Source organism: Lunatibacter salilacus, assembly GCF_009797935.1.
In the GTDB taxonomy this organism is placed as follows: Bacteria; Bacteroidota; Bacteroidia; order Cytophagales; family Cyclobacteriaceae; genus Lunatibacter; species Lunatibacter salilacus.
On the sequence record NZ_VOLC01000001.1, the window covers coordinates 570,471 to 590,810 of the forward strand.

The following is a 20,340-nucleotide window of genomic DNA, read 5'->3' on the forward strand; positions in this document are numbered from 1 at the left end:
CAAAACAACAAGGCCAGCGATATCCTATCTTATTCAATTCGGTCAGATTAATATAAACCTTCGCAGTGGTGGTGGCGTGAAAAAGTTTCTCGCAGCGGGCGCAGCGATGTGCGCGGCGGAGGCGGCGGATTATTTTTTAAATTGATACAAAACAACAAGGCCAGCGATATCCTATCTTATTCAATTCGGTCAGATTAATATAAACCTTCGCAGTGGTGGTGGCGTGAAAAAGTTTCTCGCAGCGGGCGCAGCGATGCGCGCGGCGGACGCAGCGGATTATTTTTTAATTTGATGCAAAACAACAAGGCCAGCGATATCCTATCTTATTCAATTCGGTCAGATTAATATAAACCTTCGCAGTGGTGGTGGCGTGAAAAAGTTTCTCGCAGCGGGCGCAGCGATGTGCGCGGCGGACGCGGCGGGGAAAATTCTAAATTATAAACAAAATAGCATCTAATCATCCCACAAAACAGTAATAGGATAACCTTTAAACATTTGGTCCTTCGTAACTAAATACAATCCCTCAGTTTTGGCCTGTGCAATCATTCATCACGTATACGCTTTAAAATCATCTAACGGTGCATCAAAATCATCTTTCATCTGAATCAGTCCCTTAGCTAATCCTGACTACCTGACCGATAGGCAGGTATCCATTAATATCAGATGGACCTATCCACAACGGAGGGTTCAAATTTCCACCGCCCTATTCCGGACGAACGCCATATTTCTACTGTATTTCACCGACTTCAATATCAATTGATATCCAATATCCATTAGTATCTATAAACTTGAAAATTTATTGAGATTTCCGATTTCCACCCTATTTCAGCCGTAGGCCATATTGCTATAGTAGTTCTACCATATTTCCAATATCTACTAATATCCAATATCAATAAGTATCAACAATATCGATTTAAAGAGAAATCTCCCCACTCTTCCTATTATTATCCTTATTAGAATCCTTGGTGTTGATTATCAAATTATATTTTAATACCCTCTTTTTCTGATTCGGGTCAAACTTGTGCTCGGAGGTGTAAAGTATGGATTTAGCCGCTTCAAGGGGTCCAGTTACCCGTTCAAAACTTATCATTTTGCCATTCACCTTGAAGTACACCTGATAACTACCCGCGGGAGCAGTTTCACTTCCCACATTTGTAACCAGGTAGGAAAAATACCTATCGCCGGTATCCGTGGTATGACATACAACCTCAGAAGCTTCCAAATCATAAGCAACTGCTTGCGAAAGAGGAACCGGTGAGGAAGAAAAAAAAGAAATCCAGACAATTAAAATAAGGTTAGAAAGATTCATAACGGGCTGTAGTTTGTTTAAAAGTATCGATTAGATCAGATATAATTCCGATAAATCTTAATTTACTGGTAAAAATAAAAAAAAGCCCGTAATCCAAGGACTCGGGCTTTCAATTATTTATTAAATATATTATTTAATTGACTGGTTGAGCAGGAGGAGTAACCCCAAGCTTGGCCAATACTAGATTGGTAAACGGATCATCGTCTTTCGTATAAAGTAAGATCGGTCCAGCTTGCCCTGCAGACTCAGAAAGAATATGCGTGTAATTGTTTTCTGCGGCTACTGCATTGATCGCGTTGTACACCTTCGTTTGTACAGGTTCCAACAGTTCCTGCAATTTTCTGGAATAAGATGCCTGAACGTCCTGCTGGAATTTTTGGATTTCCTGCTGCATCTGCGTCAACTCCTGTTCTTTTGTACCTCTCGCTTCTTCAGTCATAGTATTCATGGACTGCTGATAAGTCTGTACTTGGCGTTGAAATGCCTGAGTTTTTGTTTGAATTTGTTGATCCAATTGTGCACCGTAATCGGTTACATCCGCATCTATCTGCTCCATCTCTGGCATCAGGCTCATGATGTACTCTACATTGGTGTACCCAATTTTCAGCTCCTGTGCGGTAGCTACAAATCCAAAGCAAAGCACTGCAATTGCTGATAGGATGATTTTTGCTTTCATAGTGTTAATTTTTGTTAATTTTAATTGTTTTCTTCTAATCCTAGTTCTTCCAATACAAAATCAGAGTAATCGTGTCTTGGATCTGTATAAATTATGGCAGTTGGCCCTGACGCTTTGTCAAACAATATTGCTATTGCATTCCGCTTACTAACCCGGTCTATCGCATCATAGATCTTGGACTGAAGGGGCTGCATTAGCTCTGATTGTTTTTGCCAAAACTGTCCATTTGGGCCAAAAACCCTGTTTTGAAAAGCTCTGGCTGCATTCTCCTTATCTTTTATCACCGCCATCCGCTCCTCGTACATTTCCTCTGTAAGCAAAACTTCTTCTGCTTTTAAGGCATTATACAGTTCTTTTATCTCACTGTCCAAATTTTGTGCCTCTTTTTTCCATTCATTACCCAAAGTCTCGACTTCACCTTGCACCGTCTTATAATCAGGGTGTTTGTTGAGGATGTATTCGGTATCCACATAGCCGATTTTCTGTGCCTGGGTGAGGGCAGGAAAAAGGAACAGCAAAAGTAGCAAATTCAATCCTCTTTCCATAATTATCTGAATTGTTGCCCAATAGTAAAGTGGAACATTCCTCCACTTGGTCCCGGGTTGGGGTTTTGTAGGGAAGGAACCTCATCAAATCCATATCCCCAGTCAATACCCAATAACCCGAAGGCTGGCATAAATATCCGTGCACCAAATCCCGCTGACTTTTTGAGGTCATACGGATTGTATTCGGCATAGTTGCCCCAGTTGTTGCCGGCCTCGGCAAAACCCAACAGAAAGATGGTCGCGGAAGGATTGGGTGATACCAAGAACCTAACCTCCATTACGTGTTTGTTATATACAACCCCGCCATAAGGAACAGGTGCATTTGCCTGGCCCCTAAAGTCTCTACCCGGTGTGATGGACTGGTTTTCATATCCTCTCAGACCTATAATCTCCTGACCTAAGGCAAAGTTCATCATGTTCATACCATCCCCACCGAGCACAAATCGCTCTAAAGGAATAATACCTATGCGGTCGCCATAAGATCCTACAAAGCCCAAGTGGGTACGTGCACTTAAGACCAATTTATTTGATCCAAACAACGGCGTATACAGAGAGGCGTCAAACATCCACTTGTGATATTCTAACCATTGGTATTTCTGCTCATCCGGAGATTCCCGGTTGATATTTTTGTTCATGGACGTGTATGGCGGCGTAGCACTTGCGCTCAAGATAATATTAGAACCAAACCTCGGATAGATCGGGTTGTCAATGTTGTTTCTGGCAATGGTCGTGTTCAACGCAATGCTGCGGGCAACACCGGTGTTGTAACTCAATCCGAAGAAGTTACCATATTCGTCGAAATCATACACTTGAAACTGCAGTGAATTGCTGACTTGGAAATAATCATCCGGCCAGGTAACCCGCTTGGCCAATCCCAAGGTGGCTCCGGTAATTTTGAATGATCCCAATTCATTACCAATATTGTTTCTATTGAAGAAATCAATTTGCCGCTGAATGGAGTGGTTCAAACTTAGGCTAAGTGCGTTTGGCTTACGTCCTCCAAACCAAGGTTCCGTGAACGAAACACTATAATTTTGGAAACTACGACCGTTGGCCTGCACCCGTAGGGATACTTTTTGTCCATCTCCTACTGGAAGTGGACGCCACTTAGAGAAGTCCTTGATGTTTTTAATGGAGAAATTGTTAAAGGTAAGGCCTACCGTACCGACGAAGCCGAATAGACCGCCCCAACCCCCAGACAGTTCGATCTGGTCATTAGGTCTTTCTTCGAGTTTGAAGACGATATCCACAGTAGCCTCTTCGAAGTTAGGACGCATATCCGGTTCTATATTTTCCGGGTCAAAATAGCCAATTTGGGATAGTTCCCGAATAGTTCGGACCAAGGCGCTTCGGTTAAATTTCTGACCGGGAAGGATCCGGATTTCCCTCATCACGACGTGGTCACTTGTACGTTCATTCCCCTCTATGGAGACACTGTTTACCGTCACTTGGGGGCCTTCAAATATACGAAGCTCGATATCAATGGAATCTGCCTCCACATTCACTTCCACGGGATCGATCGTAAAGAAAAGATAGCCATCATCCTGATATAAGGAACTGACGTCGTCTCCCCGCTGAGGGTCATAATTTAGGCGTTTGTCAAGTCGCTCTTTATTATACACATCCCCTTTGAAAATCCCCAATTTGGCCTGCAAAGCGGGGCTCTCATAGATATAATTACCGGAAAAGGTAATGTTCCGGTAATAATACTGCTTTCCCTCTTCTACATGAATATCGATGTTGATCCGGTCTTTGTCAAAGGAGTAAATGGAGTCGCTGACGATTTCGGCATCCCGATATCCCCTGCTGTTATAGAAAGCGATCACCTTGTTCTTGTCATCCCGGTAATCTGACCTGACAAATTTGGAACCGTTGAAGAAGTTTAGTTTGAAGTTTTTGTTGATGTACTCTTCGATCTGCTCATTAGAAACCGGGTTTCTGTAGGCAATAGCTTCCTTGGCTGTTTTTGGTGTGGTGTTTAGTAAGCGGGAAACCAAATCTTTGAAAATATAAAGCCTCGCATGTTCTTTAGTTCCTTTCAGCTTTTTCTTGATTTTGCCGTCAGCGATGTTGTCATTTCCATCGATCTTTATTTCATTAATTCGGACTTTGCTATCCCGAATCACATCAAATCGAAGCTTTACGCTATTAGGAAGGGTGGTATCCCGCTCTTGAGTGACTTTAACCTGGGCGTTTAGATGGCCCTTATCCACAAAGTAATCTTTGATTTTTCGTTGTGCGTTATTGAGAACATCGTCCCGTACTACCCGGCCACGAATCTCAACCTTGTCTTTCAATTCTCCCTCTTGGGTTTTGTTAACACCGGTAAACTCCACACGACTAAATCGTGGCCTTTCCGTTAGGTCCAATAAGAGATAGATATCATCACCTTCAATTTTAGTGACTAATATTTTGACGTCCCCAATAATCCCCTGTTTCCACAGCTTTTTGAGGGCAGTTGAGATCACATCCCCGGGTACGGAGATTTCATCGTCTACCCGTAGTCCTGCTAGGGAAATAATGGCTGTTTCATCCAATGTACTAAGTCCAACGGCCTGGATTTCCGCAATTCTGAATTTCTTTGGTTTGGAATAATCCAAGTCAATGATGTTGACCGGCTTTTGGTCGGAATACCGACTTTGACCCAAACGAATCTGGGCCTCAGCGACTCCTGCCAATAGCAACAAACATGCAACAAGTAAATTCTTTTTCATCAACATTATGATTTAATCTGTGCTCCTGTTTTACCAAAGCGCCTCTCGCGCTTTTGGTAGGCCAGGATTGCTTCGTGTAAATGCTCTTTGCGGAAGTCCGGCCACAATACCTCTGTAAAATACAGCTCTGTATAAGCCAACTGCCAGAGCATGAAATTGCTGATTCGCAATTCACCACTGGTTCGTATTAGCAATTCCGGATCTGGTATATCCGATGTATTCAAATGGGACGAAATCACGTCCTGATCTATTGCTGATTCTGGAAGCTCTCCAGAGATTACTTTTTTGACAATTTGTTTAACCGATGAAAGTATTTCCCACCTTCCACTGTAACTCAATGCCAAAACGACGGTTAGGCCGGTGTTGTTTTTTGTAGTTTCAATACCGCCTTCCAAATGTTGTTGGCACTTGCCAGGTAAGGAGGCTATATCTCCAATAGTGGTCAGCCGAATATTATTTTTCATCATGGTAGGTACCTCATCCACGATGGCCTGTACCAATATTTCCATCAATGCGTCCACCTCATCCTGAGGCCGGGACCAATTTTCCGTGGAAAAGGCATACAGGGTAATATATCCCACCCCCAATTCAGCACATCCTTCAATGGCCTCTCTCACTGCCGTGATCGCGTTTCTATGCCCAAAAACCCTCATGGCACCTTTCTTTTGTGCCCATCGGCCGTTTCCGTCCATGATAACCGCTATGTGGTGGGGAATATTAGTCTTGTCAATTATGTCCTTCATGGGCAATCTAATCGGTACTCTATTTTTTTTAAGGTACAAAAATGACACTTCTTTTTGAAAGTTCTACCTTAATGGCTAATTAATAATCGTTAAAGCTAGTTAAAGCATTTTACTTGATGGAAGGAGTAGCTAATTGTAATGCCTAAAAAGTAATACCAGTCTCTGTCAGAGTTGTTTCCGAAATTGAGGCCGTTAGGATTTACTACCTGACTTCCGGTAGAGGGATCGGTCATAAACCGGGGATAATATATCCCTTCGTTCCCGATTTTGTCCAAGCCATCGGAAAATGTAGCTCTGGCCCCCCCTTCAAGGGACACCAATACCCTGTCCTTGAGCTTATATTTTACGCCTATGCCAAAGGGTATCACCGGACCTCCCATACGGTAACTTTCATCAGTGGGATCCCCTTGATGGGATTGGCCATTGGCCATAAATACACCATATCCCAACCCGAAGAATCCAAACGGTGATAATCGTGTCGTCGACTGATGGGCCATGTAATCCAGAAAATGGAACTCCATAATCGCTGACACCTCGAAAAGGGTTCCATGGAAATGCGCGTTGCGCGACAAGGCGACAGGATCAATCGGGGAGATGCTGTCAGCTGCGTTTAGCCGGGCTACGGAAATTCCTCCCCGTAAACTCCAGGCATTGTCAAAATTTCGTCTGCCAAATAACGTACCTTGAATACCCACTTGGGAGGGGTCAATACTCCGGATTATATCACCGGTATAAGTTGCTCCTCCCAGTCCCAAACCAACTTCATATTGTTGGCCTTGTACATCATTATTTATTAGCCAGGTAGCTGTGATACAAATGATTACAATGCGTACAAGTCGAAGTGTTGGTGTATTCAAGTCCATGCAATTTATAAAGTCCCTAACGAATAAAAAACCCGGAAAGGTATTTGGCGGGTTAAATATTGTTAAAACTAGTTTCTCATGTCAAAGCCCCAGTTCAATTTTTGCCTTAATGTATCGAAGAAGCTATACTCGTAACATTTGACCAATTTAGTGACAAAAGTTTCTTTTTTGATTTTCAATTCCACGGATGCGTCAATAGGCGTAGACCGGGAATCTAAAGATACCAGAAATTTTTGGCTTCGGCCTTCAATCTTAAAAGAGATTACGCTCTCGTCTGACACGACCATAGGCCTTACGTTGAGATTGTGGGGACTTACGGGAGTAATGACAAAGTTTTTGGCCAATGGAGAGATTAGCGGTCCTCCACAGCTAAGCGAATAGCCTGTGGATCCCGTAGGAGTGGATATAATTAACCCATCCGCCCAATAGCTGTTTAAATACTCTCCGTCAATATAGGTATGTACAGTGATCATGGAAGAGGTATCCCGCTTATGAATAGTAAATTCATTTAACCCAAAATTTATCCCTCCAAAAAGCGAGGGCTCAGATTCCAGCCTTACCAAACTGCGGTCTTCCAGACTGTACTTTTTATCAATCAGAACCTGAACGGCATGGGCGATGTCATCTTTGGCAATCGTAGCCAAAAACCCCATCCGGCCTGTATTGATTCCCAGAATGGGCGTCTCATAGGCACCTACATAGCATACCGCGTCAAGTAACGTACCGTCACCCCCTACGGATATGACGAAATCCATGTCCTGTAATTCTTCCCGGTTTCCAAGTACCCGGGTGTTTTTGGCATCCAAACCCAATTTGTGAAAAGAACGGTAAAATGCCTGGGTCACGTAGGTCTCAAATCCCTTCTGGTCGAGGATGTTTATGAGATGCTGTATATAGGGTTTAAATTCAGGTTCAAAATTTAACCCGTGTAAGGTTATTTTCATCAAAGTTTAAATATCTAAAAAACGCAGCAGATTGCCGATTCGGTCCTGATCGCTGCTTATGCTCAATTCTTCCTGATACTGATCGATAACCTTATAGCCAAAACGTTCCAAAGTAGCCTTGATATGCCTAAGCTCTGTTTGATCCAATTTGAGTGTAACTTTAATTTTGCTGTCATCCAGCGGATCTCCCGAAATAAAACTACTGAGAATTTTGGCATTCTCTGACTCGATAATACGGGCAATATCATACAGACTGTAGTCTGTCATAAACATGGAAAGAATCAACACCCCTCCTTGGGACTGAATCGAAATGGAATCTGTGAATGCTGTGATGGCATCTTCTACAGTCACAACGCCTTGGTAAACCATATCCCTGTCAATCACGGCAACCATCCCATTCTGGTTTTCAGACGAAACGCGAAGCACTTCATAGATATGTCGATCCATATAAACAAAATTGGCAGGGGCGATCAGGTCCATTGATTCTAAAGTCAGATTGGGATCATTTACCTCATAGATCCTCTCGTCTGTAATCAATCCCATAAAATGGCCTTCGTGGACGACAGGCAAGACATCTGTCCTGATTTCCTCCATCCACGCCAAAGCCTTCCCCACCTTGTCGGTGATTTTGAGGGGAGGAATTAGGTTGTTGACAAATTCGTATGCCTGCATATTCCGTTAAAGTTATTAAAATGTATTTAAAAACAAAACGTTGAGACGCTTCGCAATGTTCAATGTTGCGAAAAATAAGACGAAATAAAGAATTTTGCGGCAAAAATTGTCGGGTACAAAGGATTTATAGACTGCGAACTGACAAAACCCAAGCAGCAATCAGTTCCAGCCCATGGTCTGTCAGATGTGCTTCGGGGTGAAATTGAACACCAATGATGGGTAAACTGCGGTGGGCAATTCCCATAATCTCTCCTTTTTCAGCGACCAAAATAGGTTCAAGCGTATCCGGCAGGTTTGTAAGCTCCAAGGAATGGTAACGTGTTACTTGGAATGCTTTGGGCAGGTTTGCAAAAAGAGGATGTGCTCCTTTTTGGGTTATCAAGGAGACTTTTCCATGCATGGGCCGATGACTTTTTACCAAATCAGCCCCAAAATACTGCCCAATGGCTTGATGTCCCAGGCATACGCCTAGAATAGGCAACTTATCCACATAATATCCCAAAATTTCCATCAAGTTGCCAGCTTTTGAAGGGGTTTCCGGGCCAGGTGAAATAACTAGCGCTTGATAACTCTCCCGTTTCAAATCTTCCACCATGACATCGTTTCGGACGATGCGCAATTCCACACCCGTGCGAAGGAAATAATCGGCCAGCATATGGGAAAAGGAATCAAAATTATCAATTAGTAGAATCACCTGTGCCGGAATTTACCAATGATCTTATAGCTGCGATGGTATTTTCGATAATGGGTGTGTACTGATCCAGAAATGCAACTAAAGTAGGTGTGATGGGAATCAAAAGCGGATAGAGGACGGATCCCTCAGTTAATCTTTCCGGAAAATGAAACTCAAAGGAATTCGCTACCCAAAGAAGCAATGAGATCATAATACACCATTTGGCTATGCCCAAGACCGCTCCGGCAAAACTGTCAAAGACACCAAGAATGGTGAGATGTAGGGCTTGCTTTACGAAGTATGCTAGGATGCGGATGGTAATCGTGACAATGAGAAATATAAGAACAAAAGCAATAAACGGCAGCATAAAAGTGAGGCTCTCCACCTGCTCAGCCAACAGGGCTGCACCCCAATGCATAAACCGGAAAGCAAAGATAATACCTATAAAAAAGGCCACGATAGACAACAAGCCAATGAATAGCCCTTGCTTATAGCCGCTGTACCCTCCTATGGCCAGCATGATCAGAAGAATGATGTCTATCGGGCTCAACGTACTAAGTCAGTAGGGCTTTAACTTTTTCAGAAATTAGTTTTCCGTCTGCCTTTCCTGCAAGTTGCTTTGAAGCAACTCCCATTACTTTTCCCATATCCTTGGGGCCCTCAGCACCGACTTGGGCAATAATTTCCTTCAGGGTAGCTTCTAATTCCGCCTCTGACAACTGCTTCGGCAGGTATTCTTGAATTACTTCCAGTTCACTCAGCTCAACTTCCGCCAAGTCCTGACGGTTTTGTTGTTGGAAAATGTCGGCAGAATCCTTACGCTGTTTGGCCGCTTTGGTCAAAATCTTGATCTCCTCATCTTCAGACAGGCCTTTATCACCACCCGTCTTGGTTTCTTCCAGCAGGATCAACGATTTGATGGCTCGCAATGCACGCAATCTATCCTTATCTTTGGCCAGCATGGCTTTCTTGATTTCTCCTTCAATCGTTAATTTCAGACTCATAATGGTATGGGTTCGGTTATAAAATGGATTTTCGCAGTGTTATCCAATGAATATTTTTAAACGTTACTTCTATTTCATGGGTTTCCAAACCAAATTTTGAAAGGTTCGGTTTATCTTTGGAGAAGCTTAATCATGCAAAATTAAAGTTTAATTACAAATATGACGAAGTTAAGTGTAAATATTAATAAGATAGCTACCCTGAGAAATGCCCGGGGTGGTAACAACCCGGATGTGGTGCGGGTTGCCAAGGATGCGGAACGATTCGGCGCTCAGGGAATTACCGTACATCCCAGACCTGATGAGCGGCATATCCGGTACGATGATGTCATGCAGCTGAAAGATACGGTGACCACCGAGTTTAATATCGAAGGCTATCCGGACAAAAGATATATGGAGCTTATCCGTCTGGCCAAGCCAGCGCAGGCTACCTTAGTGCCGGATCCGCCAGAAGCCATTACCTCAAACACAGGCTGGGATACAATCAGCCACCGGGACATGCTGACGGATATAATTGCTGAGCTGCATGAGTATGGCGTACGGACATCCATTTTTATCAATCCGGAAACAAAATATTTTGAACCTGCCAAGTTTACTGGCACTGATCGGGTGGAATTGTACACTGAACCCTATGCCAGCTTGTTCCCCTCAGACCCTGAGAATGCGGTCAAACCTTATGTGGAAGTGTCGGTGTTGGCACGTGAATTGGGACTAGGGCTCAATGCGGGACATGACCTGGACTTGCATAATTTAGCATTTCTGAAGCAAAATATTCCTTGGATGGGCGAAGTCTCCATCGGTCATGCGCTGATCTGCGATGCGCTTTATTACGGCTTGGAGAATACCATACAAATGTATAGAAGGCAGCTCGAACTTTAAAACCGAATTTTTATCCTAACCCTGTTATTATGAAACTGAATGTAAGAAAAACCGGTAGCGGCTCCCCACTGATCATCCTTCATGGTCTCTTTGGGTCAGCTGACAACTGGATGAGTATAGCCAAAGAACTGAGTGAGTCCTATACGCTGTATCTGGTAGACCAGCGAAACCACGGGGATTCGGACCATTCGGATGAGTGGAACTATAAGGTAATGGCCGAGGACATCGTGGAATTGATGGATGAGGAAGGACTGGAAAAAGCCTTCGTTATGGGACATTCCATGGGTGGCAAAACAGCTATGTTTGTGGCGTTGATGCATCCGGATCGGGTAGAGAAGTTAATCGTGGCGGATATTGCGCCAAGGTATTACCCTGTCCACCATGAAAAAATTCTGGAAGGGCTCAATGCAATCGATCTGGAAACGGTCAGTTCCAGGAAGGAAGCTGATGACAAACTGGCCGAGTATATTGACGAGACAGGTATCCGGCAGTTTCTATTAAAGAGCTTGACTCGCAAAGATGGCAAATTTGCCTGGAAAGTAAATCTCCCAGTAATTACCGAAAAAATAGAAATTGTGGGCGAAGGAATAGATGGTGAAGGTAGCTTTGATAAACCGACCTTGTTTATGGGCGGGGCAAATTCAAAGTATATTCAGGACAAGGACCGGGCAGATATGGATCGCTACTTTCCCAATAATCATCTTATCTATATTAAGGATGCGGGGCATTGGCTGCATGCGGAACAGCCTGCCGCAGTGATCGAGACGGTGAAGGCGTTTTTGGGGGAGTAGTTGTTTTAGTAAAAAAGAACACAAAGCACACAAAGAAGGCATAGAGATTTTAAAAAACTAATGTCTTATCTGAGAATCTTGGCCGATGCGAAATCTTTGCGCTCGTTTTGTGAAATAAATGGCGAAGGGGTAAATGGAGGAATAATAATTGGCAGTATGCCATTACAAATGGCTTTATGAAGATTTCGTGTTTGTATCAAATAAGTGATAAATTGGTGTAGTGAATACTACACCCAGAGATAGAAACTTCGTCTATCCCAAAAACCTCTTTCATCGGGGTTATCTAATGAGTGCAAGAAAATCATCCAGTTACGAGATATGCACCACAAGCTGATTTGCTATGAATGAATTTAACTTCAAAAAGAGAAACTTAGTATCCGGCCCGCATATACTGGGACCGTTGCTAATTGTTGCTGGTTTGGTGGCATTAGTAAGTACCGTAATTTTTAACAATGACGATACACTGGTTCGTACTTTACTTGTCGGAGGTGGAGCAATCGTCCTTGGCCTTATTATTATAAATTCCTATGAAGGAACGCTGATAGATTTACGCAATAAAAGAATCAAAACCTATATTTCAATTGTTGGATATAAATTGGGTGAATGGAAGGCGCTTGCCAACATTTCTACCGTAAAGGTTATTACAAACAGCTATATCAGAACCAATGTTCCAAACGGAATTAGTCCCACATTTTCCGGCAAAGTAACCGACTTCAAGACATTGCTCTATTCGGATGAAGCTAACCCAGTGCTGACTTTTGTATATTCAAAAAAGAAAAAAGCAATCAAACAAGCTACTCGACTGGCCTCCAATTTGAATGCTAAGTTAATATTTGATCTTTAGGTTATTGACAACAGGTTTTTCCAGTTGCTGGTTTTCGGGAGGCAGTTGCGGCCTTTCTCGTATAAAAGGTCGGTATCACTGAATAAGTGAAGCCGATTGTTTTAATTTGTTTCCTATATCTTCCAGGGCAAAAGTCAGCTTTTGCAGTTCTTCGGTCGAAAATGCCGCCTGTTTACCGTTTACAATATTTCCGTTTAGGCGCTGGTAAAACCACTGAGGAGTTTTGCCGAAGTACGTCTTAGCTAGGTAAGAGACAGACACGATCGGCAGGACCATCGCCAACTTCTCCTTAATCAGGAGTCTATGGGCCTCTACTGCTGTTTCCCTCGCAGCCTCCAGCATGGCTTTTGCAAATTCCTCTGGATTTTCCGATGCAAGTGCTTCCATTTCGTCGTCTATCAGTGCAAGATCACTTTGTTTGGCACTACGGGAACGCTTTTTGAGTTCTTTTATCTTTTGTTCCATTGCGTCAAAGTTTATGTCACCAGACGGGCACGATGTTCAAGATTCTTTTAACTTTTCCACCAAGTCACTGATAACCATGTCAAGTTTTCCCCGTGAATCTGGTGGAATTTTCTGGTTCTACCTGAGATAGAACAGCAGGTCTTTTTCCAGTTCCCTTCTATTTTTGCTTTTCTTTATATCGCTCGCCTATTTTAATGACACCTTAAATTTAATAACAATTTTGTTATTTTTCCAGATCTATCCAGGAATTTTCGATCCGGTGAGGTTTCTTCAATTACTTGATTTTGGAAAGAATCAGGTGTAAAGCTTTTGGTGAATTTTATTCGCTATTCACCTGTCTCTATTTTTACCTTCCGCTGTAAAACCTGCGTGGCGTGGCGTATACCTTTCAACCCAAACAGCGGCCTTACCCAATTCCACCTTCTGATCCCTACCTCATACAGCACCCAAGCGAACCCAAATGTACCCAACGACATAAATGCAAACTTTGCTCCCAAGCCCCAATTGAGGTGCATGACATAGAATCCCAAGGCAATGGTAATAGTCTGATGTAGGATATAAAACGGATATACGGCTTCATTGGCATAACTGAGGGCTCCGCTAGGTCGATTGAGGTAAGCAGCGGCATAGCCAAAGAGTGTCATGATCCATGCCCAGGTATTTATAACTTTGAACGCCGCTTCGATAAAATGGACAACTGTCGAATCCGCATAAATTTGCCTCAGCCCAACCATAAGCGAAAAGGCAACTATCCCAAGGTATAGGTATTTCCTCCGATTGGCTTCCACTGTTCTCCAGAATGTCTCGCGCACGGAAATCAACAAAAACCCATAAAAGAACAACGTACCATAATTAATCAAATTAAACCAGTCGCCAACAAGGGCATGGGTGCTTTCGAAAAAGGGCTCCACCAAACTTTCCCAAAAGTACAGCGGGATCACCATCCAAAACAATCCAAAAGGACGGCCTGCCCAAGTCCGAACCCAACTAAGCAGCTTTGCTTGGGGATGATTCCGCAGGTAAATAAATACCGGAACCAACACCAGCGAAAACACCAGCAAGTAAGGCAAAAACCACAGATGGTGCCAGGATAAGTTTCCCGCAGGGTATACGCCATTAAAGGCATATGCCGGCCAAAAGTCTAGATAACCACCAGAAAACTGACCCTTATCCAAACGTTCAAAATATACTTGGGGAGGCACAATAAATGCCATTCCGAAGACTAAGGGAATGAAAAGACGTTTGATCCGTTCTCCGGAAAACTGAAGGCCGCTTCTTTTTGAGAGGGCATAGTAGGTTCCCATACCAGATATCACAAATAGGATGGAAAGCCGCCATTGGTTGACAAAAAGCATGGGCCAGCGGAGTTCCGGATAAATAATATCGTTTTTGATATGCCATCCCCATGGAACAAAAAACATTCCTACATGATAGAAAATCAATAATCCAAAAACGATGACCCTTAGCCAATCTAGATCGTATCTGCGCATAAATTTTTCTTTTTGGCAAATGTAAGGGCTGTTTCGACATGCAAAATGGCCTTGTGATGACTGTCAATGTTTTGGGATGAACTGCAAGGATTAGCCTATACTTAAACCAAAACGATTGGTTATTTGCCGCAATGACCCTACTTTAGTGGCAGCCAATATATACAACAACTACCCAATGAAATCGAGCATGAGGAGAACCTCACACGGAGGGATGATTATAATTGCGAGATTCCATCCCGATACTCGGGACAAGTTATGACCTTTAAAAAACAACTATAAACACATGAAAAAGTCCATCTTTTCAGCCCTTCTAGTTTTGGCTGTTCTATTCACGGCGTCCGCACAGTCCGTAGAGCTGCGAGTAGCCACCTTCAATATCCGATACGATAACCCAGGCGATGCTCCCAATACCTGGGCGAATAGAAAACAAGCCGTATTCGATTTAATCAAATTCCACCAATTCGATATTTTTGGGATCCAGGAAGGACTGCATAATCAAGTTATGGATTTAGACAACGCCCTGGAGGATTTTGCTTTTGTCGGTGTAGGCCGGGATGATGGCAAGGAAAAGGGAGAATATTCCTGCATTTTCTACAATAAAAATAAATTTGAGGTATTGGAAAGCAATACCTTCTGGCTCGGCGAAGATACTACGAAGCCCGTAAAAGGCTGGGATGCGGCTCTTCCCCGTATTGTCACTTGGGGCAAGTTTAAGGACAAGCTTAGCGGCGATATTTTTTTCCATTTCAATACCCACTTTGACCATGTGGGATGGGAAGCCCGGGTGCAGAGTGCCCGACTTATCCTGAAAAAGGTAGCTGAACTATCAGACGCCGATAATCCGGTTATCGTTACCGGAGACTTCAATGTAGATCAGGATTCAGATCCGTATAAGGTAATGCGGGATGCCCCTGGATTTTCGGACAGCTATGATACCGCGAGAATTAAGTATGCGAATAATGGCACATTCAATAGCTTTGACCTGACGAAAAGTAGCGATAGAAGGATAGACCATATATTCGTTAACGATAAAATCAAAGTAAGCCGATACGGCGTTTTGACAGATACCTATCACAACCGCTATCCATCCGACCATTTCCCTGTGATGGCGGAAATTTATTGGTAGTGGCTGAAGCTATTGATCTGTAAACTGTTGTTCAAATAATGGGATCATAGTTCTGGATACGGGGACAGTAAAATCTAATCCTGGAATAACAAGCTGTAGCCCTTGGGCATTTCCTTTTACCTGTTCTACCACACCGAGATTTACCAGATAAGATCGGTGTGTTTTGCAGAAATTAGGCAGATGCTCAAGTTGGTTTTCCAGATCCTTCAGTGTCATTCTTTTGATAAGTTTTTCTGTTTTAGAACCAGCAGTAATATAAATTTCCAGGTAGTTTCCTTCCGCTTTCGCTACAAGGATAATGGAAGGATCAATTGTGAAGTCGTCACTCTTCTGGCGGGTTTCTATAAAAATCGGATTGGGGGTAGGATTTTCTTGGTTCCCAACGGGAATAGGTTGGAAATGACCTGCTTGATTTCGGTGACGGCGCTGAAGGCGCAAAAAGTTCAGCGGTATCAAAATACAGGCAAATAATATCCCCACTAGTAAGGTGTTTCTGATCTCCTCATACAAATACCGCCCTGTCCAGTTTAGTGGGTTGTCATAGATTATATCCCGCACGAGAAATTGGGTAATACCAACCATTATTAGATAGCCAGCAATCAATAGCATTTCTTTTCCTACTGTCCATTTTTCTTCATTCACCTGACGGTTCCAAAATCCAAACCAGATTAAGGCAATCCAAAGGGCATTTAGTGAGTGTACCATTGATATCCAAAAATACCCCATACGGTGTTCCGGTCGATACACCTCAAAGGGTTCGAACAGGTAATTGAAGCCCATGCTCATCAGAAAGATTGTGGCGGCAAGGTAACCAACCGGGATTTCCTTATAATAATAAGGATAGGGGTTTCGAAATGTTTTAAGCCACGGTACCATCTAATAACACACTTTTCAGGATCTTTCAAAAAAAAAAGGGGGTTTCCTCAAAAGTACAAAAAGTTAACGCATTCTAATTGAATTTAGGGTTTCAGCTAGAGGGATAACCTAAAGAAATAAATGCAAAAATATAATTGGACTACTCCAATATGAACTTGGAGCCAGTATTTTTTGATTAAGAGGAAATAGTAAGCATCCGTCACCAATATCCCCATTAAGCTCATTAGACGGCAAGAAAAGAATTAACTGTGGCCAAAAAACTCAACAATGGATAATTTATTTTAAAGAACCTTAAATTGAAAACATATTCAACTTTCAAAAGTTTGTCAAAAATTGTACTTTTACCTAACTGATGCGTTAAAAATTTATATTTTAAGAATAATGTGAAAATATGGAAAATTTATTAAATAGGATCACAATCAATCCGGAAATTGCACATGGTAAACCAACCATTCGGGATACAAGGTATGCTGTGGTTTATATTTTGGAATACCTAGCAGGAGGGGATTCTGTGGAGGATTTACTTCAAGAATTCAAAGGTTTGGAAAGAGATGATATTTTAGCTTGCCTCGCATACGCAGCAAAGATGCTGGATTTTAGAGAGTCCAAAGTTCCTGCAGCATGATATTTCTGTTGGATGCTAACATTCCCCTTTTAAAATAAAGAAAACTTCAACTTATCCGTCAACAGCTCCAAAGCCAGAATGGACTTTACGGAGTTTCCTTTTTCGTTCAATTCCGGACTCCATACAGCTATACTAAATTTGTGGGGCATCACCGCTGCCACTCCTCCTCCTACGCCACTTTTCCCGGGCAAACCTACCCTGAACGCAAATTCCCCCGATTCATCATAGAATCCGCAGGTTAACATCAGGGCATTGATCCGCCTTGCCACGCTTTCTGTTACAATTTCCCGCTTTGCGTAAATGGAATAACCATCATTTGCCAAAAAGGAAATGGATCTCGCCAAATCCACGCAACACAATTCTATGGAACAATGTGATACATAGGTGTTTATAACATCCTCCACCTTGTTATCGAAGTTTTTATAGGCCTTTAGAAAATAGGCAAGTGCCGTGTTCCGCTCCGAATGATCCAATTCGGAATCCATTACATCCTGATTGATTTTGACACATTCCTTTCCAGAAACATCATTAATAAATCGGGTAATTTTTTCAATTGGGTTTTCAAACTTGGAAGTTAGCGCATCTGTGATGACCAACGCACCCGCGTTGATAAACGGGTTTCTGGGTATACCCTTTTCAAATTCCAGCTGGGCGATGGAATTGAAGGGATTGCCACTGGGCTCTACGTTAACTTTCGACCATAATTTTTCGTGAAAAACATGTGCCACCATAGTGAGTGTATGGACTTTGGAAATACTCTGAATGGAAAACGGTTCTTGATAATCCCCTGCCCCGAACACATTTCCTTCAAGATCCACCAAGGCGATCCCAAATTTCTCCCCATCTACACTTTCAAGTTCCGGGATGTAGTTTGCAACCTTTCCTCTTGGATCCTTACTTCTTACCTCTTGGTAAACTTCTTCAATTAAATGCTGATAGTCCATATAGTTAAAGTGATGATTTTCTCCGATGGTTCAAATTCAATGAAGAAAATCTTCTACTGCTAATGTTTTGTCTTTTTATACTAAAAGATATGATTTAGTGGCAATCTATATTCAACTTCAAACAACCATCCATTTAGGTCTCCCTTTGTTTCAAACGAGTCTGGAACTCCGCTTACCTGATAGTCCACCTGAACACGGTCAAAAGTTGGACTGCCATAATTTCTTGATGCTTTAAAAGTGATCATCCCTGTTCTGAAAAGTGCCATTTCGGTATAGAGGCCGGAATTGAAGAATACCCTTCTTGAATTAGAGGCAAACCCAGTCCTTTGGGATTCAAATGGGTATTCTACCCCATCTACAAATCTTGATCCTGCTGAATTAATAAAATCTGCGCCACTATTTCGATATCCAACCGGGATATGGGAAGTAAATGACGCTCCCAAGCGGATCTTCCCATTTGTAGGAAGTTGCCTATCATATCTTAGGGTAACAGGGACTGTAGAAACGGCAAATGTTCTGTGACTTACTGTAACAGAAATACCTTCAGGGCTCAAAAGCTCATGTACATTTCTTGCTCTAAAATGAGAAAATCCGCTTTCTACAGAAAAGTCTCCTTGTCGGTATCCCAATCCAACCATATACGATGTGCTCACTTTTTGAAAATCGTCGGTAGGATCATAGACCGGGTCAATTACATGACGGAGAGAGCCTGATGCTATGGCATATATCCCGTCCGACCATGGATTCTCAATTTCTGGCTTTGGAATCTTAACCATGCTTCTTTTAAACCAATTGTCTGTATTGATTCCATAACCGATAAACATTCCGGTATAAGATGCATTGCCTGATATGGGAATGTCGGTCCATTGTTCACTCCCATAGGGGTTGCCGGAACCAAAACCCTGTTGATGTCGAAGTCCCAAAAGCAGGTAATTTCTGTTTTTATTGTAAATTTTTGCGCCAACTTCTGCTCTCGCGGTGAAATGAATATCCCTTTTACTGTAAGCTCCAAAAGCACCCTCCATAGGCTCTAGATAGTTGTTGATAGAAATGCCGAAAGCTGGCTGAAAGTAGAAGACGTGTGTTATCTTATCTATATTATAGCGAGCTCCCAAAGCGTAATTGCCGTAACTGTTATACCGGTTGCTACTATTGAAATCTGCATTTTCCAACCGGATTGCCGATCGCATCCATTCGGTTTGGATGCTCATTTGCCAGTTTTGACCGATACTTGGTAGAAAGTTAATTCCCGCATGTTGCCCTAATGGACCGGAAAACCGCAGATCCGGATTCGCAGTTGGTTCACCTGTTTGAAAATAATTTTTGTTGAGCCCTCCGTATAATTCAACATTAAATAGATTTTGACTATTGGCATTAAATCCAATAGAAAGGCAGAATATGACAAGTAATCCTTTAAAAATTGTTTTCATGCAATTAAATATTTGAATTGAAAGAAAGTTAAAAGAAAGGAGAATTAATTATTCTACGGGATTAGTTAAAAAATGTTAACGATATAGTTTTGGATGATATAAAACGATTGGATTGAATTTTCAAAATGAATTAGAATAATGGGCCGTCCATTTCCCTAGTTTAATAATATAGGCTTATGAAAATGGTATTTTCCATTCCCTAACCGCACCTCCAAAGCTGAGCTTAACTTTGCGGCAAAAAACCATCGGCCGTGCCTACGGCACTTTCCACGGGTTGTTGTTTGCAAATGTCCATGGGTTGAAACCCATGGCTACTATGTCGGCCGCTCCTACGGAGCTTGCTTCGAAACGTCTCTTTCTACCCGATAAAATCTCTTGTCCTTACCTTATAAATAAACATACAACTAGGATTTGACTCACAAGGAATCTTTGTCTTTCCCAGTGCCGTAGGATTTCCTGCCGTAGGCATGGCACGACCGATATAGAAACCGTAGGTTTTAACCTACGGACCGAAAAGCATGGTACCATTCGGGAAAAAAGCAGTGCCGTAGGCACGACCGACATAGTAGCCGTAGGTTTTAACCTACGGACCAAAAAGAACCACACCACCCCAAATTCCCGAAGGGACGGACGATATGAAACGGGTAGATTATCCATGCCCACCGGATTTAAAAAACGCAGCCAGCAGTTTGAAAAATTTTCCACCTTGAACGCTTCGAACATCGATAAA

Annotated in this window: 21 protein-coding genes and 1 pseudogene; 5 read left to right on the plus strand and 17 right to left on the minus strand. The window is 42.6% G+C overall.

Annotated features, from left to right (window positions below; genetic code table 11):
- Positions 1 to 549: 549 nt before the first annotated feature.
- The 12 genes and pseudogenes from FQ608_RS27960 to FQ608_RS02330 all read right to left on the minus strand — a co-directional run.
- Positions 550 to 618: pseudogene (locus FQ608_RS27960) on the minus strand (type II toxin-antitoxin system VapB family antitoxin); the annotation flags it as partial.
- 295 nt (positions 619 to 913) lie between these two features.
- A complete protein-coding gene (locus FQ608_RS02280) occupies positions 914 to 1,309 on the minus strand; it encodes a hypothetical protein (protein WP_158856166.1) in 396 nt (131 codons plus the stop codon).
- Positions 1,310 to 1,442: 133 nt separating this feature from the next.
- Complete coding sequence (locus tag FQ608_RS02285; protein ID WP_158856167.1) at positions 1,443 to 1,985, minus strand: OmpH family outer membrane protein; 543 nt, start codon at positions 1,983 to 1,985, stop codon at positions 1,443 to 1,445.
- A 20-nt stretch (positions 1,986 to 2,005) separates the two neighbouring features.
- Complete coding sequence (locus tag FQ608_RS02290) at positions 2,006 to 2,530, minus strand: OmpH family outer membrane protein (RefSeq protein ID WP_158856168.1); 525 nt, start codon at positions 2,528 to 2,530, stop codon at positions 2,006 to 2,008.
- Positions 2,531 to 2,532: 2 nt separating this feature from the next.
- Entirely contained in the window at positions 2,533 to 5,244 is a 2,712-nt protein-coding gene (locus FQ608_RS02295; RefSeq protein WP_158856169.1) for a BamA/OMP85 family outer membrane protein, read from the minus strand.
- A gap of 5 nt (positions 5,245 to 5,249) precedes the next feature.
- Positions 5,250 to 5,987: an isoprenyl transferase gene (locus FQ608_RS02300; RefSeq protein ID WP_158856170.1), complete on the minus strand. Its 738-nt coding sequence runs from the start codon at positions 5,985 to 5,987 to the stop codon at positions 5,250 to 5,252.
- A 95-nt stretch (positions 5,988 to 6,082) separates the two neighbouring features.
- The gene (gene porG, locus FQ608_RS02305; protein WP_234364015.1) at positions 6,083 to 6,850 is read right to left on the minus strand and encodes a type IX secretion system protein PorG; all 768 of its coding nucleotides are present in this window, start codon (positions 6,848 to 6,850) and stop codon (positions 6,083 to 6,085) included.
- Between the two features lie 68 nt (positions 6,851 to 6,918).
- Positions 6,919 to 7,794: an NAD kinase gene (locus FQ608_RS02310; protein ID WP_158856171.1), complete on the minus strand. Its 876-nt coding sequence runs from the start codon at positions 7,792 to 7,794 to the stop codon at positions 6,919 to 6,921.
- 6 nt (positions 7,795 to 7,800) lie between these two features.
- Complete coding sequence (locus FQ608_RS02315) at positions 7,801 to 8,466, minus strand: CBS domain-containing protein (protein ID WP_158856172.1); 666 nt, start codon at positions 8,464 to 8,466, stop codon at positions 7,801 to 7,803.
- A gap of 124 nt (positions 8,467 to 8,590) precedes the next feature.
- Positions 8,591 to 9,160 (minus strand): anthranilate synthase component II, encoded by a 570-nt coding sequence (locus FQ608_RS02320; RefSeq protein ID WP_158856173.1) that lies wholly within the window; start codon positions 9,158 to 9,160, stop codon positions 8,591 to 8,593.
- Positions 9,144 to 9,689 (minus strand): CvpA family protein, encoded by a 546-nt coding sequence (locus FQ608_RS02325; RefSeq protein WP_158856174.1) that lies wholly within the window; start codon positions 9,687 to 9,689, stop codon positions 9,144 to 9,146. The genes FQ608_RS02320 and FQ608_RS02325 overlap by 17 nt, the downstream gene beginning before the upstream one ends.
- A 4-nt stretch (positions 9,690 to 9,693) precedes the next feature.
- Positions 9,694 to 10,143, minus strand: coding sequence for a GatB/YqeY domain-containing protein (locus tag FQ608_RS02330; RefSeq protein ID WP_158856175.1), 450 nt, complete (start codon positions 10,141 to 10,143; stop codon positions 9,694 to 9,696).
- Positions 10,144 to 10,302: 159 nt separating this feature from the next.
- Between FQ608_RS02330 and FQ608_RS02335 the strand changes: the two genes are divergently transcribed.
- The 3 genes from FQ608_RS02335 (at position 10,303) to FQ608_RS02345 (ending at position 12,654) form a co-directional block, all read left to right on the plus strand.
- Positions 10,303 to 11,019 carry a pyridoxine 5'-phosphate synthase gene (locus FQ608_RS02335; RefSeq protein ID WP_158856176.1) on the plus strand — a complete coding sequence of 239 codons (717 nt, stop codon included), beginning with the start codon at positions 10,303 to 10,305 and terminating at the stop codon, positions 11,017 to 11,019.
- A gap of 29 nt (positions 11,020 to 11,048) precedes the next feature.
- Entirely contained in the window at positions 11,049 to 11,810 is a 762-nt protein-coding gene (locus FQ608_RS02340; protein WP_158856177.1) for an alpha/beta fold hydrolase, read from the plus strand.
- A 340-nt stretch (positions 11,811 to 12,150) separates the two neighbouring features.
- Positions 12,151 to 12,654, plus strand: a complete 504-nt coding sequence (locus FQ608_RS02345) for a hypothetical protein (RefSeq protein WP_158856178.1) — start codon at positions 12,151 to 12,153, stop codon at positions 12,652 to 12,654.
- 75 nt (positions 12,655 to 12,729) lie between these two features.
- Here FQ608_RS02345 and FQ608_RS02350 read toward each other — a convergent pair whose 3' ends face one another.
- Both FQ608_RS02350 and FQ608_RS02355 read right to left on the minus strand, forming a co-directional pair.
- The gene (locus FQ608_RS02350; protein ID WP_158856179.1) at positions 12,730 to 13,119 is read right to left on the minus strand and encodes a DUF5053 domain-containing protein; all 390 of its coding nucleotides are present in this window, start codon (positions 13,117 to 13,119) and stop codon (positions 12,730 to 12,732) included.
- 326 nt (positions 13,120 to 13,445) lie between these two features.
- The gene (locus FQ608_RS02355; RefSeq protein WP_158856180.1) at positions 13,446 to 14,609 is read right to left on the minus strand and encodes an acyltransferase family protein; all 1,164 of its coding nucleotides are present in this window, start codon (positions 14,607 to 14,609) and stop codon (positions 13,446 to 13,448) included.
- 283 nt (positions 14,610 to 14,892) lie between these two features.
- Here FQ608_RS02355 and FQ608_RS02360 point away from each other — a divergent pair, with 283 nt between their 5' ends.
- Positions 14,893 to 15,735 carry an endonuclease/exonuclease/phosphatase family protein gene (locus FQ608_RS02360; RefSeq protein WP_158856181.1) on the plus strand — a complete coding sequence of 281 codons (843 nt, stop codon included), beginning with the start codon at positions 14,893 to 14,895 and terminating at the stop codon, positions 15,733 to 15,735.
- Positions 15,736 to 15,744: 9 nt separating this feature from the next.
- Here FQ608_RS02360 and FQ608_RS02365 read toward each other — a convergent pair whose 3' ends face one another.
- Entirely contained in the window at positions 15,745 to 16,611 is an 867-nt protein-coding gene (locus FQ608_RS02365) for a LytR/AlgR family response regulator transcription factor (RefSeq protein WP_158856182.1), read from the minus strand.
- 391 nt (positions 16,612 to 17,002) lie between these two features.
- Here FQ608_RS02365 and FQ608_RS02370 point away from each other — a divergent pair, with 391 nt between their 5' ends.
- The gene (locus FQ608_RS02370; RefSeq protein ID WP_158856183.1) at positions 17,003 to 17,236 is read left to right on the plus strand and encodes a DUF433 domain-containing protein; all 234 of its coding nucleotides are present in this window, start codon (positions 17,003 to 17,005) and stop codon (positions 17,234 to 17,236) included.
- A gap of 29 nt (positions 17,237 to 17,265) precedes the next feature.
- On the opposite strand, the gene FQ608_RS02375 is transcribed toward FQ608_RS02370, so the two are convergent.
- Both FQ608_RS02375 and FQ608_RS02380 read right to left on the minus strand, forming a co-directional pair.
- Complete coding sequence (locus FQ608_RS02375) at positions 17,266 to 18,180, minus strand: glutaminase (RefSeq protein WP_158856184.1); 915 nt, start codon at positions 18,178 to 18,180, stop codon at positions 17,266 to 17,268.
- Positions 18,181 to 18,260: 80 nt separating this feature from the next.
- On the minus strand, positions 18,261 to 19,610 hold the full coding sequence (locus FQ608_RS02380; protein ID WP_158856185.1) for a hypothetical protein: 1,350 nt from the start codon (positions 19,608 to 19,610) through the stop codon (positions 18,261 to 18,263).
- Positions 19,611 to 20,340 lie beyond the last annotated feature (730 nt).

Bases quoted from the DNA above. Each gene is read 5' to 3' on its own strand.
- FQ608_RS02280 (WP_158856166.1), bottom strand. From the start codon at position 1,309: ATGAATCTTTCTAACCTTATTTTAATTGTCTGGATTTCTTTTTTTTCT.
- FQ608_RS02285 (WP_158856167.1), bottom strand. From the start codon at position 1,985: ATGAAAGCAAAAATCATCCTATCAGCAATTGCAGTGCTTTGCTTTGGA.
- FQ608_RS02290 (WP_158856168.1), bottom strand. From the start codon at position 2,530: ATGGAAAGAGGATTGAATTTGCTACTTTTGCTGTTCCTTTTTCCTGCC.
- FQ608_RS02295 (WP_158856169.1), bottom strand. From the start codon at position 5,244: ATGAAAAAGAATTTACTTGTTGCATGTTTGTTGCTATTGGCAGGAGTC.
- FQ608_RS02300 (WP_158856170.1), bottom strand. From the start codon at position 5,987: ATGAAGGACATAATTGACAAGACTAATATTCCCCACCACATAGCGGTT.
- porG (WP_234364015.1), bottom strand. From the start codon at position 6,850: ATGGACTTGAATACACCAACACTTCGACTTGTACGCATTGTAATCATT.
- FQ608_RS02310 (WP_158856171.1), bottom strand. From the start codon at position 7,794: ATGAAAATAACCTTACACGGGTTAAATTTTGAACCTGAATTTAAACCC.
- FQ608_RS02315 (WP_158856172.1), bottom strand. From the start codon at position 8,466: ATGCAGGCATACGAATTTGTCAACAACCTAATTCCTCCCCTCAAAATC.
- FQ608_RS02330 (WP_158856175.1), bottom strand. From the start codon at position 10,143: ATGAGTCTGAAATTAACGATTGAAGGAGAAATCAAGAAAGCCATGCTG.
- FQ608_RS02335 (WP_158856176.1), top strand. From the start codon at position 10,303: ATGACGAAGTTAAGTGTAAATATTAATAAGATAGCTACCCTGAGAAAT.
- FQ608_RS02340 (WP_158856177.1), top strand. From the start codon at position 11,049: ATGAAACTGAATGTAAGAAAAACCGGTAGCGGCTCCCCACTGATCATC.
- FQ608_RS02345 (WP_158856178.1), top strand. From the start codon at position 12,151: ATGAATGAATTTAACTTCAAAAAGAGAAACTTAGTATCCGGCCCGCAT.
- FQ608_RS02350 (WP_158856179.1), bottom strand. From the start codon at position 13,119: ATGGAACAAAAGATAAAAGAACTCAAAAAGCGTTCCCGTAGTGCCAAA.
- FQ608_RS02355 (WP_158856180.1), bottom strand. From the start codon at position 14,609: ATGCGCAGATACGATCTAGATTGGCTAAGGGTCATCGTTTTTGGATTA.
- FQ608_RS02360 (WP_158856181.1), top strand. From the start codon at position 14,893: ATGAAAAAGTCCATCTTTTCAGCCCTTCTAGTTTTGGCTGTTCTATTC.
- FQ608_RS02365 (WP_158856182.1), bottom strand. From the start codon at position 16,611: ATGGTACCGTGGCTTAAAACATTTCGAAACCCCTATCCTTATTATTAT.
- FQ608_RS02370 (WP_158856183.1), top strand. From the start codon at position 17,003: ATGGAAAATTTATTAAATAGGATCACAATCAATCCGGAAATTGCACAT.
- FQ608_RS02375 (WP_158856184.1), bottom strand. From the start codon at position 18,180: ATGGACTATCAGCATTTAATTGAAGAAGTTTACCAAGAGGTAAGAAGT.
- FQ608_RS02380 (WP_158856185.1), bottom strand. From the start codon at position 19,610: ATGAAAACAATTTTTAAAGGATTACTTGTCATATTCTGCCTTTCTATT.